Raw genomic sequence first — 14,160 nt, forward strand, 5'->3', positions numbered from 1 at the left:
TCCTCCCCGACATTGCGCTTTTTGCGGTAACGCCGATCCCCATCGGCGTCCAAAATGGGTTCTAGAGAAATGGTCTCGCCCCCATCGAACTGTTTCTGGTCATGTCTCATACTCGGGTTAACGGATACGGTAGCGTAACTTAACCATAATGACCGCAAATTCGATCGATTTTGAAGGGAGCAGGCAGATTATTGCTGCCGCGCCACGATATGTGCGTCGATCACCTGCTCCAGCAACGTCAACGGCACCGCACCGCCCTTCACCACGGCGTCGTCGAACAACCTCAGATCATAGCGGCTGCCGAGGGCCTTGATCGTCTTGTCGCGCAGCCGATTGATCTCGATATGGCCGGCCTTATAGCCACACGCCTGCCCCGGCCACGCGCAATAGCGGTCCACCTCGCCCTGCACTTCCTCGATCGTCGAGCCATTGGTCTGCGCAAACCAGGTAATGGCCTGTTGCCGTGTCCAGCGCTTGGCGTGGATCCCCGTATCCACCACCAGACGACAGGCCCGGAAGGACATGGACTGCAGATAGCCCAGCCGGCCGAGCGGATCGCCGCCATAGGCGCCCAGTTCGTCGGCCAATTGCTCGGCGTAGAGTGCCCAGCCTTCCGAATAGGCGTTAAAGGCCAGCAAGGAGCGGATCAGGGGCAGTTTATAGCTATATTCGCCCTGCCAGATATGGCCTGGGATGCCCTCGTGATAGGTGAGCGTGGGCAGCGCATATTTGGGCCAGATCGATGTATCGCGCAGATTGATATAATAATTGCCGGGCACTGAACCATCGATGCTGCCCGAAGCCGCATAACCGCCGGGCGCGCCGGCTTCGATCTCCGGCGGCACGCGCTTCACGATCAGATTGCCCGGCACCAGCGTGGCGAAGGCGAGCGGCAGTCGGGTGCGGATATCGGCGACGCGTCCGTTCACATAATCCAGGATCTGCGCGCGGCCCGCATCGGTATTGGGATACAGATTCCGCGGATCCTCGCCCAGTGCGGTCATCCTTTCCCCCACACTGCCCTGCGTCATGCCATGCGCGCGCAACAGCCCGTCCATCTGCGACGCCAGCATCTTCACCTGCTCCATGCCGAGCTGATGGACCTCATCGGGCGTCATCCGCGACGTGGTCGCCGCGCGCAGCGCCCAGGCATAATAGGCTTCGCCTTCGGGCAATTTCCATACGCCCGCGTCGGCAGTCGCGCGAGTGCGTTGCCGCGTCAGTTCCGCAATCTGGCGATCGAGCGCGGGCGCGATCCTGTCGCCTGCGATCCGCGACGCCCGTGCGGCATAATCGCCGCGCAATGCCCCGCTCCGTTTCGCAAGCGACTGGACCACGGTCCAGTCGGCGATCGGCTGCGCACGGGCACCGGTCATCTGCTTCAGTGTCTTGTCCAGCAGGAAGGATGGCGCGATCACGCCGATCCCGGCATCATGCTTCAGACGATCGGTTTCCCCGTCCAGCGCGTCCGCATAAGCCTCCAGCCGCGCGAGATAGGCGTCCGCATCGGATGCGCTGGCGATCGCATGGCTGCTATCCAGAAAATCGGGCACCTCGATAAAGGCACCGGTATTCTGCGCCACGACATATGGCGCGTTGCGATAGGACCATTGCTGGCTCAAAGTCACCACATCGCCGAACGGGAAGGCGAAGCCCTCCGCCGCGAGTTCATGCGCGGTTTGCACCACGCCCACGTCGAGCCGCGCGGCAGGGCTCAGGCTTTGCAGATCGATCGCCTTCAATTGCGCCAGTCGCTTCGCGGCGGCATCGGCATGACGCCGCGCGCCCTTGGCCGACCGATCGGTCAGCCGCGATTTGAGCGCCGCCCTCTTGCCCTTGTCGAGCCCGAGCGCGCCGGCATTTTCCGGATATTCGGCCAGCAATTCTTCGGCCATCCGCGCCAGCATCTGCTCTGCTGCAGCGTCGCCCTTCACGGGTCTGGCGGCCGATGCACTGCCTGGCAGTATCTGCGCCGCGGCCAGCGCGCCGGTCGCGCCCAGAAACTGCCGACGATCAAGCTGTGACATATCCGCGCTCCATGCCTTGATGATCGCAAACCTTCCCATAGTCCCGCAGGCCACGCAATGAATGCGCGCGCGGTATTTCACACGGCTGCGTAACCATATCGCGCTTCGGCGGTTGAGCAGGGATGGAACTCACCGAACATCACGATCTGCGCGGCGGCGTCCCGGCCTGGCGCGACAGCGACTGGACACCGCCGCCCGCCGATCCCCTGCCCGAGGGTCCTTGCGATATCGCCATCATCGGATCGGGCATCATGGGATCGATCCTTGCTGAAAGGCTGAGCGCGGACGGGCATTCAATCGTGTTGCTCGATCGACGCCCTTCCGGCCATGGCAGCACGGCTGCGTCCACCGCCGAACTGATGTGGGCGATGGATGTGCCATTGTCGCATCTGTCGGAAAAGATCGGCGAGGCCGGGGCCGCGAGACGATGGCGATGCGTCTATCAGGCCGTGCGCGGACTGGCGGCGCGGATCGAAGATCTGGGCGTTGACTGTGACCGGGGGGACAGGCCGACAGTCTATCTGGCGGGCGATGTGCTGGATGAAACGGGATTGCAGCATGAAGCCGCATTCCACGCGCGCCATGATCTTCCGACGCGCTATCTCGATGCGGATGCGGTGGCCGCCCGCTTCGGCATTGCACCCAGGGCGGCGCTCGTATCCGAGGGCGGTTTCGTCGTCGATCCCGTCAAGCTGGCGCACGGCCTGCTCGAGATTGCGCGCCAGCGCGGCGCAAAGCTCTGCTATCCATGCAATGTAACGTCCGTTCTGACGAGAGACGGCACCGTCCTCACGCTGGAGGATGGCAGAGAATTGAACGCAAAGCGTGTGATTTTCGCCAGCGGCTATGAGCGCGCACGCGTGTTCCTGCCACCACAGTTCAGTCTGCTCTCCAGCTTCGTGATGGCCACCCCGCCGGGCGTTGCGCCGCTCTGGCGCGAGGATGCCATGATCTGGGAGGCCTCCGATCCCTATCTCTATGTGCGCACCACCAGCGATGGCCGGATCATCGCCGGCGGGGAAGATGAGGATTTCTGGGATCCGCTGCGCCGGGATGCGCTGATCGAACAGAAAGCCGGCACCATCAAGGCCAAGGTGGAAGCGATGCTCGGCTGCGGGCCGCTTTCGATCGACCGTCAATGGGCCGCCACATTCGGCAGTTCGCCCGATGGCCTGCCTGCGATCGGTCCTGCCGCGCATATGGATGAGATATGGATTGCCGCAGGCTTTGGCGGCAATGGCATCGCCTTTGCCGCGCTGGCGGCTGATCTGCTCGCGGCCCAATTCAGCGGCAAGCCGGATCCGGATCTGGCGCTGTTCGATCCCTATCGCTTCGGGGATGAGTGACAGATGATGGATTGGCAATCCCGCCGACTTATCCTATGGCCCCGCCCGAAGACCTGATTTCAGGTCTTCAAAGATCGCGCCGGTTCCCTGCAAGGGGATTAAAATGGGAATGCGGTGCGGATGATCCGTCATCCAATGCCGCGGCTGTCCCTGCAACTGTAAGCGGCGAGCGCGATGCACATCGCTCCTCTTCATGGAGGGGCAGCCACTGGGCCGGACGCTAAATCGTGCGGGGCCTGGGAAGGCGTGCATCGAGCCTTGACCCGCGAGCCAGGAGACCTGCCAGCGCACCGGTCGCTCTTGCCTTGATCCAGGGAATGGTCACGGCACGGTACTCCGTCTGAGCGACGTCTATGCGGCGAGGGCCGCATCGGTTCGCGTGACGGGGGCTCCGGCGCCCGCCCGGTGCGCGTGCTGACCGTTTGCGCGGACGCCCTCGCCTTCATTTCGCTCATGGCGCCTGGGGGTACGAAAATTGTCTAAATCCATTGTTTCCGCGCTGGCGCTGTCCGCCGCATTGTCCAGTCATGCGCCTGCCTTCGCGCAGGATGCACCCGGTGACGATCAGAAGATCACCGATACGATCGTTGTGACCGGCACGCGCGCCGATGGCGGCGTATCGACCGCCACATTCGGATCGTCGATCACTGTCCTGCGCGCGGAGGATCTTCGCGACCGGCAAACGCAGCAGGTGTCCGATATCCTGCGCGATGTGCCCGGCATCGCGGTCAGCCGCACCGGCCCGGTCGGCGGGCTTACCCAGGTGCGCATTCGCGGTGCCGAGGGCAACCATACGCTGGTGATGATCGACGGCATCGAAGCATCGGACGCCACCTATGGCGAATATGATTTCGCCACGCTCTTTGCCGATGACGGCGCACGCGTCGAGGTGCTGCGCGGGGAACAGAGCGCGCTTTATGGCTCCGATGCGATCGGCGGCGTGATCAATTATATCACCGCCAGCGGCCGTGATCTGCCCGGTTTCAGCGCCCGTCTGGAAGGGGGGGCGTTCGATACCGTGCAGGGCGGCGTCCGTGGTGCCGGCATCGTCGGCGATCTCGATTACGCGCTCACCGGCTCCTATTCGGGCATTGGCGGCTATGTCATCGCCCCGGGCGGCTCGCGCAAGATCGGCTCCAAGATCGGAACGCTGGGCGGCAAATTCGGCTATCAGATCGGCAGCGTCGCATTGCGCGCCGTGGCCCGTTACAATCACACCGATGCCGAACTGAACAATCAGGATTATTTCGTTACGGGCAATGCCACGGACGAAGGCGGCTCCTACAAGAATGATGCTTTCTACGGCCTTGTCGGCGCGCGCATCGGGAATGCCGACGATCGCTGGGTCAATGATTTCAGCGCGCAGATGCAGGATAGCAAGCGCACCTATTTCGATCAGGATCGCGCGGTGGAAAGCGGCAGCGCGGGGCAGCGCCAGAAAGCGAGTTGGGTGTCCACGCTTCGCCTCGGCTCCGGCCCGATCAGCCACAGCCTCACCGGTGCGGTGGATTATGAGCGCGAGGAATTTCATAACCGCGGTGCGATCTCGGCCGCCAATCCCAAGCGCAGCACCACCAATTGGGGCTTTGTCGGCCAATATGATCTGAAGTTGGACGACCGCGCCGGCATCGGTCTGGCCATTCGGCACAATGAGAACAGCCGTTTCCGCAATGACACCACATGGCGCGCGCAGGCCAGCTACCGCTTCAATTTCGGTACACGGCTTCATGCGGCAACAGGCACCGGCGTCAAGGCGCCCACATTCTCCGAACTGTTCGGCTATTCGCCGACCAGCGGTTTCGTGGGCAATCCCAATCTGAAACCGGAAAAATCGACCGGCTGGGAAGTGGGCGTCGAACAATCGTTCCTCGACGGCGATGCACGGATCGACGCCACCTATTTCGAGGCCGATCTGAAGGACAAGATCGTCTCGACCTTCTCCCCCGTTTACACCGCGATCAACGCGCCCGGAAAATCGCCGCACAAGGGCGTGGAGGTTTCTGCCGACGCCAATCTGCCGGCGGGTTTCCGGTTCAACGCATCCTATACCTATCTCGATGCCGAAAATGAGGCCGGGATCGTTCTGATCCGCCGCGCCAAGCATATCGGCAGCGCCAATCTTGCATGGCGCAGCAGTGATGACCGCTTTGGTGCCACTGTGACGGTGCGCCACAATGGCAAACAGCTCGACACCAATTTCGCGACCTATGTCACCGCGCCGCTTGACGCGTTCACGCTGGTCAACCTCGGTGCCGCATTCGAAGTGAGCGATGGGATTTCCATCTATGGCCGCGTCGAAAATCTGTTCAAGGAGCGCTATGTCGAGAATGTCGGCTTCCTGACCGCTGGCCGTGCGGCTTATGGCGGGGTTCGCATCCGCCTGTGATGAAAGCCTCCGGCGTCCTCATAGCGATGCTGGCCGCCGCGCTGCCGATTTCGATCGGCAGCGCGGCGCGGTTTCCCGGCATTCCGGCGCCCACCGCGAAACCGCTGCGCGTCATGTCGATGAACCAGTGCACCGATCAGCTTGTGCTGGCCTTGCTCCCGCCGGAACGGATCGCATCGGTCACATGGCTGGCGCGCGATGCGGAGGGGTCGCTGATGGCGGCAGAAGCCATGCGTGTGGGCGTCAATCACGGCCTGGCCGAAGACGTGCTGAGGCAAAAACCCGATCTGGTGGTCGCGGGGGATTTCTCGACGCCCGCCACGCGCGGGCTGCTCAAGCGCATGGGTTATCCGATCATCGAGGTGCCGCATGCGAGCAGCTTTGAGGATATCCGCAAGATCACCCGGCAGGTGGCCCAGGCCGTTGGCGAGAAAGCACGCGGCGAGATGCTGCTGGCGCGGATGGACCGGCAATTGGCGGCGCTGGCCGATCATCCTCGTCCGCTGCTCCGCGTGGCCGCATGGGATGGCGCGGGGTTCAATGCGTCCAAGGGATCGCTTTACAACGCCGTGCTCGAAGCGGCGAGGGCGGTGAACGTGGCGAACACGCCGCCGGCCTCCGGCTATGGCGCGCCCGATGCCGAAGTTCTGCTCGCCGCCGCACCGGCCTTGCTGGTGCAGGGGCAGCGCGTTTTTCGCCGGCCGGGGCTGCGCGATAATCTGTCCCGGCATTGGCTGGTCCGGCGCTATTGGGATGGCGATCGCACACTGACGATCCGCCAGGCCTATTATGTCTGCGGCACGCCCTTTGTCGCCGATGCCGCGCTCCAATTGCAGAAGGAACTAAGACAGGCGGCCGCTGCTGTGCGCACCCCCCTGCCCTTCACCAAGGGCGTTCTGCAATGAGCCGCTGGTTTATCCCCGCGCTGATCGTGGCACTTGTCATAATCTCCGCATTGTCGCTGCTGGCGGGGACGGTGTGGCTTACCCCCAACGAAATCCTGTTCGCGCTTTCCGGCACGCAAACCGATCTCGCCAGCCTGATCGTTACCGAGATTCGCCTCCCCCGCCTGATCCTCGCGATCCTCATCGGCGGCATCCTTGGTCTCTCCGGTGCCACGTTGCAGGGACTGTTGCGCAATCCTCTGGCCGAGCCCGGCCTGCTCGGGGTCTCTGCCGGCGCATCGCTGGGCGCGGTGATCGCCATCTATTACGGTTTCGCCGCGGCCTTCACGCTGGCCACACCGCTGTTCGGGCTGGCGGGCGGCTTCATCACCGCAGGTCTGGCGCTGCTGCTTTCGCGTAGCGGCGGCACGCTGGCGCTGATCCTCGCCGGATCGGCAGTGTCCGCTATCGCGGCGGCTGGCGTCAGTCTGGCGCTCAATCTCGCGCCCAATCCTTATGCCGCTTATGAGATCATGACCTGGCTGATGGGATCGCTGACCGACCGGAGCTGGGATCATGTCCATTTGGCTGCACCGTTCATCCTCGCCGGCGGCGCGCTGCTGCTGTTCACCGGCCGCGCGCTCGATGCGCTGGCGCTGGGCGAGGCGCAGGCGGAAAGCCTCGGCGTGCATGTCGGCCGCACCCGCCTGCTCGCCTTGTTTGGCACCGCGCTGGGCGTGGGGGCGGCAACCGCGGTATCCGGAGCAATCGGCTTTGTCGGTCTCGTCGCGCCGCATGTCGTGCGGCCTTTGGTGGGTCACCGCCCCGGCAAGACGCTTTTGCCCGCGGCGCTGGCGGGCGCGATCCTGATGGTGATGGCCGACATCGCCACACGCGTGATCCGCTTCGATGGCCCGGCGATCAATCTCGGCGTGTTCGTCAGCATCATTGGCGCGCCGTTCTTCCTCTGGCTTGTCCTGCATGTGCGGAGCCGCGCGCCATGAGCGCGCTGACGCTTCAAGGCGTTACCGCAATGCGTGGCAAACGCATGGTCTTACATGGGCTGGATATCATCTTCGTGACGGGGCGACTGACTGCGGTAATCGGACCCAATGGCGCGGGAAAGAGCACCTTGCTGGAAGCCGCCGCGGGTCTGCTCACGCCCATAGCGGGATCGATCATGCTGGGGGACAAATCCCTCCCGGTCATCGGCCGCCGTGCTCTGGCCGAGCGGCGCGCCTATCTGCCCCAGCGCGCGGGCGTGGAGTGGCCCATCAGCGTGGAACGTGTCGTGGCGCTTGGCCTCACCCCGGCCCTTCCGGCCTTTGGCGATCTGCCGGCCGCGTTGCTGCCGCGGATCGATCGCGCGCTGGCGGATTGCGACCTGACACATTTGCGCGATCGTCCTGCCACCAGCCTGTCCGGCGGCGAACTGGCGCGCGCGATGCTGGCGCGTGCGATCGTCGGCGATCCCGAATTGCTGATCGTGGACGAACCGACATCGGGCCTTGATCCGCGCCACGCGATCGACGCCGCCCGGCGTCTGCGCGCACGCGCCGATGCGGGTCGCACCGTGATCATGGCGATCCACGATCTTGATCTCGCCTTGCGCTTTGCCGACGATGTGGTGGCGGTGCGCGACGGTCGATTGCTCGCCGCCGGCCCCGTGGCCGCAGTGATGACCGAAGCCATTCTGGCGGACCTTTACGATGTCCGCGTCCGCATCAGCCGCGACGCAGACGGTGCGGCCATTCGTTTTCTCGATTGATGGATATTCTCATGAAACCCGCCCCCTTCGCCTTGCTCGCCGATCTTGCCAGCGATCCGGTCAATGGCTGGAGCATCGGCAGTTTCGGCGCGATCGGCGAATTCGTGCGCGATGCGGATGAGCCGGTGACGATCGCGCGCAAAGTCGATGCCATCACGGTGGTCACGGCGCGCGGTGCGATGCGGATCAAGCCCCTGGTGCCGCTGCAGGCGATCGCGTGGGACAGCCTTGCCGCTGACGGCGAAAGCTGGGGCCATGCCCTGGCATTTTGCGTGGCGCGGCCCGCAACGCCCAACCGCGTGATCATATCGCTCGGCCCAGACCGCAAGGCCATCCGCAAGGAGGATCGCGGCGCGGCCATGTTCGATCTGGGCGTCGCCGCAGGTGCGGTCCATATGTGCCTGCGCACGCGCGATGCCGCATTGATCGCTGCGCTTGATGCCGCGCAGGGCAATGCGCTGCTCGATACGCCGGGCATCATGGCCGAAGTGCTGCGCGCCCAGCCCCATCGCGTGATGCTCTCCCCGGCCGGACGGATCGAGGTGTTCCAGCCGATCCCGCCGGCGGACGGCAAATCGCCCGAAGGCCCGCACACGCATCTGCTGCCCAAGTTGATCGCGAAGGACCGCACGCATTCATCGAACACGCCATTGCCCGATGGCCTGCAATCGGCGCTGACCGCCCATCCGCGCTCTCCATGGCGTACGATGCTGGGGGAGCGTTATCCATTCGATCCTTCGATCGACGCCGTATTTCAGCCGCTGCTCGCCACTTACGGCCTGCCCGAAGATATGGCGGTCCATGCCGCGATTACCGGCGCGGTCGCCAAAGGACAGACCCCCACATGGCCCGAAACCCGCCGTGGTCGCACCAAGGCCCGCATCGTCCTGCGCCGCCTCGCCGCGACCGGCGTCGACGTGCAGTCCCTGCGCGCACTGCATGATCGCGCGCCTTTAGAAATCGAAGAAGGAGAAGAGCCTTGAGCAAGATCCCCACCACGGTCATCACCGGCTTTCTCGGCGCAGGGAAGACGACGCTGATCCGGCACCTCCTGCAAAATGCCAAGGGTCGCCGGCTGGCGCTGATCGTCAACGAATTCGGTGATGTCGGCGTCGATGGTGCCTTGCTCAAGGGCTGCAACGATCAGGCCTGCCCGGAGGAGGATATCGTCGAACTGGCCAATGGCTGCATCTGCTGCACCGTGGCGGACGATTTTCTGCCGACCATGATGAAGTTGCTCGATCGCCCCAATCCACCCGAACATATCATTATCGAGACCAGCGGCCTCGCATTGCCCAAGCCGCTGGTGAAGGCGTTCCAATGGCCTGAAATCCGCACGCGCTCCACCGTGGACGGCGTCATCGCGCTGATCGATGCCGACGCGGTCGCCGCCGGGCGCTTCGCCACGGACGAGGCCGCGCTGGCGCTGGCGCGTGCTGCCGATCCCTCGCTGGATCACGATAGCCCGCTGGAGGAACTCTATGAGGATCAACTGGCCTGCGCCGATCTGCTGATCCTCAACAAAGCCGATCTGGTGGATGTCGAGGCATTGATGCGGATCGAGGGCGACATCGCCGGGCATATTCGCAAAGGCGTGAAGATCGTCCGCGCGGATCATGGCGCGGTGGATGCCAGCGTGTTGCTCGGCCTGTTCGCGGGTGCCGAAGATGATCTGGAGGCCCGCCCCTCCCATCATGATCAAGACGCGGATCACGATCATGACGATTTCGACAGTTTCGTGGTCAAGGCCGGCGAGATGGAAAGCGTCGAACCGCTGCTTGTGGCGATGTCCCATGTCATTGCCGCGCACGATATCCTGCGGATCAAGGGCATGATCGCGGTGCATGGCAAGGCCGCCCGTATGGTGATCCAGGCCGTCGGCCCCCGCATCCAGCATTATTTCGATCGTCCCTGGGGGGCGGACGAGGCGCGGGTGTCGCAATTGGTGATCATCGGCCAGACGGGGCTGGATAAGGCCGCGATCGAAGCCTCCATCAAAGGCGCAATGAGCATCGGCGCGCGCTGATGCACCTGCTGGCCGCCACGCCCGGCACGATCTCCAATGGCGACGAGGCGATCGACCTCGCCCAATCGCCCGGCGACATCGTGTTCCTCACGGTGGCGGACAGCGAATTGGCGTGCTTCGCGCGGGCGGCGGAAAGGCTGGGGGATGATGCACCCCTCATCCGGCTGGCGAACCTGCTTCAACTCAAGCATCCCTATTCGGTCGATCTCTATGTCGAAAAGGTGATCGCCCATGCCAAATTCGTGTGCGTCGTCTTGCTCGGCGGCAAGGCCTATTGGCCCTATGGCATAGACGAAATCGCCCGCGTGGTGCGCGCGCATGGCATCGCCTTCGCCGCCATCGCGGACGGACGCGAAGCCGATCCGGCGCTGGATCAGGCATCCACCTTGCCAGCCGAAACCTGCGAGCGGCTGCGCGACTATCTGCGGCAGGGCGGGATCGCCAATGCGACCAGCTTCCTGCGCACCGCCGCGCGCATGATCGGCAAGGATGCGGGTCTGCCCGACGATCCCGTGCCAGTGGCGGATGCAGGGATTTACCTGCCGGGGATCGAGCGCCCTTCGCTCGACGATGCGCGCACCGATTGGATCGAGGGGCAACCCGTGGCGCTGTTCGTATTCTACCGCGCATTGATGATCGCCGGCACGCTGGGTGCCGTGGACGCGATGACCGATGCGCTGCGGGCGGAGGGCGTCAATGTGCTCGCCGTGCATGTCCGCGCGCTGCGGGAGCCGTTTGCGGCAGACTGGCTGCGCGGCGTGATTGACGCAGCGAAGCCCGATGTGATCCTGAATGCCACCTCCTTCGCCGCATCCTCGCCCGGTGAAAACCGGACCCAAAGCGTATTGGAAGCCGCCGATTGCCCGATCTTGCAGACGGTGTTCGCGGGTGTGGAAGAGGCCAATTGGGCCGAAAGCGCGCGCGGCCTGGGCCCGCGCGATCTGGCGATGAACGTGGCGCTGCCCGAAGTGGACGGGCGACTTTTCACCCGTGCGGTCGCGTTCAAGGCCGCGGAGCGGTTCGACACGCGGACAGAATGCGGGATCGTCGTCCCCAAGGTCGCGCCGGATCGCGTGGCGTTCGTGGCCGCACTCGCCGCCAATTGGGCGCGACTCCGGCGCACGGACGTTGCGGATCGTCACGTTGCGCTGGTGCTGGCGAACTACCCCAATCGCGACGGCCGCATCGGCAATGGCGTGGGCCTGGACACCCCCGCCAGCGCCGCTGCGATCCTGGCGACGCTGGCCGGGGCGGGCTATACGGTCGAGGACGCGCCCGCCGATGGTGCCGCGCTGATGAAGATCATGCTCGCGGGCGTGACCAATGCCGCTGGATCGGCCGATCGCCATGGCGAGATCGCGCTGCCGCTCGATGGCTATCGCGCCGCCTTCGCCACCTTGCCCGAAAAAGTGCGCGATACCGTGATCGCGCAATGGGGCAGCCCGCACACCGATCCTTTCGTGCGCGATGACGCATTCCGCCTGCCCGTCCACCGCTTCGGCAACGTCGTGGTCGCAGTCCAGCCCTCACGCGGCTACAATATCGACGCCAAGGCGGCCTATCACGATCCAGCCCTCGTCCCGCCGCATGGCTATCTTGCTTTCCATTTCTGGCTGAACCGGCATTTCGGTGCCCATGCGGTTGTTCATGTCGGCAAGCATGGCAATCTGGAATGGCTGCCCGGCAAGGCGCTCGCGCTGTCCGCCACCTGCTATCCGGAAATCTGCGCCGGGCCATTGCCGCAGCTTTATCCCTTCATCGTCAATGATCCGGGCGAAGGCACGCAGGCCAAGCGCCGGATCGGCGCGGCGATCGTCGATCATCTCACCCCGCCGCTCACCCGCGCAGAGAGCTATGGGCCGCTCAAGCAGCTTGAGGCCTTGGTAGACGAATATTATCTGGCGGCGGGGATGGATCCACGGCGGATCCATCATCTGAAAGCCCAGATTCTCGATCTGGCGCGCGCGCAGGGGCTTGATGCCGACGCGGGCGCGGCAGGCGATGGCGACGATGCGCTGGCGGCGCTCGACAATTATCTGTGCGAGCTGAAGGAAATGCAGATTCGCGACGGTCTGCATATCTTCACGCAATCACCCGAGGGACGGCTGCGCACCGATCTCCTGATCGCGCTGACCCGCACACCGCGTGGCTATGATCATGCCGGACAGGGATCGCTGTTGCGCGCGCTGGCCGATGATCTCGCGCTGGATTTCGATCCACTCGATTGCGTGATGGGTGCGACCTGGGATGGGCCGAAGCCGGATGTGCTGGCAGCCGTAACGGATGATCTCTGGCGGACATATGGCGACACGATCGAGCGGCTGGAGTTGCTGGCGATCGGGTTGGTCGATTCAGCGCATGACGGTTTGGGGGAAAAGAGCGCCGCCGTGCTCCACACGATCCAAAACGATCTGTCCCGCCGCGTCCAAGCCTGCGGTCCCGCCGAAAAGGCGGCACTTCTCGCCGGGCTCGACGGCCGCTTCATCCTCCCCGGCCCCTCCGGCGCGCCCACCCGCGGCCGGCCCGACGTGCTTCCCACCGGCCGCAATTTCTATTCGGTGGACACCCGCTCCGTTCCCACGGCGACCGCCTGGGATCTGGGGCAACGCTCCGCGCAATTGCTGGTCGATGACTATTTCCAGCGTGAGGGCGACTATCCCAAGGCGATGGCGCTGTCGGCCTGGGGCACAGCCAACATGCGCACCGGCGGCGACGATATCGCGCAGGCACTGGCGCTGATGGGGGTGCGCCCGCGCTGGGATTTCACCTCCGGCCGGGTGATCGGTTTCGAGGTGATGAAGCCGGTGGAAGTGGGCCGCCCACGCGTGGACGTCACCTTTCGCGTCTCCGGCTTTTTCCGCGACGCCTTTCCCGAACAGATCGATCTGATCGATTCCGCCGCCCGCGCCGTCATGGCTCTGGACGAGCCGGAAGAGGACAATCCCGCCGCCGCGCGCCATCGCCGCGAAACTGCGCAAATGGTTGATCAGGGCGTGGATGCGACATCCGCCGCCCGCCGCGCCGGGCACCGCGTCTTCGGATCGAAGCCCGGAGCTTATGGAGCGGGGCTTCAGGCGATGATCGACGAGAAGATCTGGCACGATCGCGCCGATCTGGCGAATGTCTATCTGGATTGGGGCGGCCATGCCTATGGCGCGGGCGTGGAGGGGGACCATGAGCGCGCCCTGTTTGCCGCGCGGCTGACGCAGGCTGATGCGGTGGTGCAAAATCAGGACAATCGCGAACATGATCTGCTCGACAGCGATGATTATTATCAGTTCGAAGGCGGCATAGCGGCGGCGGTCGAGCACCTCTCCGGCAAGCGGCCGCGTGCCTATCACAATGATCACAGTCGCCCCGAGCGCCCGGTGATCCGCACGCTGGAGGATGAGATCGGCCGCGTCGTCCGTGCGCGCGTCACCAATCCCAAATGGATCGCGGGCGTGATGCGCCATGGCTATAAGGGCGCGTTCGAGATCGCGGCTTCGGTCGATTATCTCTTCGCCTTCGCCGCCACGACCCATGCTGTCCGCGATCATCATTTCGATGCGGTCTATGCCGCGTTCATCGAGGATGATGCCGTGCGCGCCTTCATGGCCGAAGCCAATCCCGCCGCTTTGCGCGAAACCGCGGCCCGGCTGGCCGAGGCACTGGAGCGCGGCCTATGGAAACCCAGATCGAACAGCGCGGGCGTGATGCTCGCCGAATTGCAGGAGTGAACAG

Annotated in this window: 9 protein-coding genes and 1 riboswitch; of the genes, 8 read left to right on the forward strand and 1 reads right to left on the reverse strand. The window is 64.4% G+C overall.

Translation table 11 applies throughout. The features are described from left to right. Nucleotides 1–188 precede the first annotated feature (188 nt). Nucleotides 189–2,027 carry a DUF885 domain-containing protein gene (locus FHS49_RS12350; RefSeq protein WP_184018960.1) on the reverse strand — a complete coding sequence of 613 codons (1,839 nt, stop codon included), beginning with the start codon at nt 2,025–2,027 and terminating at the stop codon, nt 189–191. Nucleotides 2,028–2,149: 122 nt separating this feature from the next. Here FHS49_RS12350 and FHS49_RS12355 point away from each other — a divergent pair, with 122 nt between their 5' ends. From FHS49_RS12355 to cobN, 8 genes are all read left to right on the forward strand, one after another. Next, on the forward strand, nt 2,150–3,373 hold the full coding sequence (locus FHS49_RS12355; RefSeq protein ID WP_184018962.1) for an NAD(P)/FAD-dependent oxidoreductase: 1,224 nt from the start codon (nt 2,150–2,152) through the stop codon (nt 3,371–3,373). Between the two features lie 63 nt (nt 3,374–3,436). Continuing rightward, nucleotides 3,437–3,674, forward strand: a riboswitch (cobalamin riboswitch). A gap of 174 nt (nt 3,675–3,848) precedes the next feature. Further along, entirely contained in the window at nt 3,849–5,759 is a 1,911-nt protein-coding gene (locus FHS49_RS12360; protein WP_184018964.1) for a TonB-dependent receptor plug domain-containing protein, read from the forward strand. Then, nucleotides 5,759–6,664, forward strand: a complete 906-nt coding sequence (locus FHS49_RS12365; RefSeq protein ID WP_246350752.1) for an ABC transporter substrate-binding protein — start codon at nt 5,759–5,761, stop codon at nt 6,662–6,664. The genes FHS49_RS12360 and FHS49_RS12365 overlap by 1 nt, the downstream gene beginning before the upstream one ends. Beyond that, nucleotides 6,661–7,647, forward strand: coding sequence for a FecCD family ABC transporter permease (locus FHS49_RS12370; RefSeq protein ID WP_184018969.1), 987 nt, complete (start codon nt 6,661–6,663; stop codon nt 7,645–7,647). The genes FHS49_RS12365 and FHS49_RS12370 overlap by 4 nt, the downstream gene beginning before the upstream one ends. After that, nucleotides 7,644–8,411 carry an ABC transporter ATP-binding protein gene (locus FHS49_RS12375; protein ID WP_184018971.1) on the forward strand — a complete coding sequence of 256 codons (768 nt, stop codon included), beginning with the start codon at nt 7,644–7,646 and terminating at the stop codon, nt 8,409–8,411. Before FHS49_RS12370 ends, FHS49_RS12375 begins: the two co-directional genes overlap by 4 nt. Before the next feature lie 11 nt (nt 8,412–8,422). Further along, nucleotides 8,423–9,394, forward strand: a complete 972-nt coding sequence (locus FHS49_RS12380) for a DUF6925 family protein (protein ID WP_221240495.1) — start codon at nt 8,423–8,425, stop codon at nt 9,392–9,394. Continuing rightward, the gene (gene cobW, locus FHS49_RS12385) at nt 9,391–10,437 is read left to right on the forward strand and encodes a cobalamin biosynthesis protein CobW (protein ID WP_184018975.1); all 1,047 of its coding nucleotides are present in this window, start codon (nt 9,391–9,393) and stop codon (nt 10,435–10,437) included. Before FHS49_RS12380 ends, cobW begins: the two co-directional genes overlap by 4 nt. Further along, nucleotides 10,437–14,156, forward strand: a complete 3,720-nt coding sequence (gene cobN / locus FHS49_RS12390) for a cobaltochelatase subunit CobN (protein ID WP_184018977.1) — start codon at nt 10,437–10,439, stop codon at nt 14,154–14,156. Before cobW ends, cobN begins: the two co-directional genes overlap by 1 nt. The last annotated feature ends 4 nt before the right edge of the window (nt 14,157–14,160 follow it).

The sequence above is a fragment of the Sphingobium boeckii genome (assembly GCF_014199215.1).
Lineage (GTDB): Bacteria > Pseudomonadota > Alphaproteobacteria > Sphingomonadales > Sphingomonadaceae > Sphingobium_A > Sphingobium_A boeckii.

Excerpts from the sequence above, each read along its gene's own strand:
- FHS49_RS12350 (WP_184018960.1), bottom strand. The coding sequence starts at position 2,027 with ATGTCACAGCTTGATCGTCGGCAGTTTCTGGGCGCGACCGGCGCGCTG.
- FHS49_RS12355 (WP_184018962.1), top strand. The coding sequence starts at position 2,150 with ATGGAACTCACCGAACATCACGATCTGCGCGGCGGCGTCCCGGCCTGG.
- FHS49_RS12365 (WP_246350752.1), top strand. The coding sequence starts at position 5,759 with ATGAAAGCCTCCGGCGTCCTCATAGCGATGCTGGCCGCCGCGCTGCCG.
- FHS49_RS12370 (WP_184018969.1), top strand. The coding sequence starts at position 6,661 with ATGAGCCGCTGGTTTATCCCCGCGCTGATCGTGGCACTTGTCATAATC.
- FHS49_RS12375 (WP_184018971.1), top strand. The coding sequence starts at position 7,644 with ATGAGCGCGCTGACGCTTCAAGGCGTTACCGCAATGCGTGGCAAACGC.
- FHS49_RS12380 (WP_221240495.1), top strand. The coding sequence starts at position 8,423 with ATGAAACCCGCCCCCTTCGCCTTGCTCGCCGATCTTGCCAGCGATCCG.
- cobN (WP_184018977.1), top strand. The coding sequence starts at position 10,437 with ATGCACCTGCTGGCCGCCACGCCCGGCACGATCTCCAATGGCGACGAG.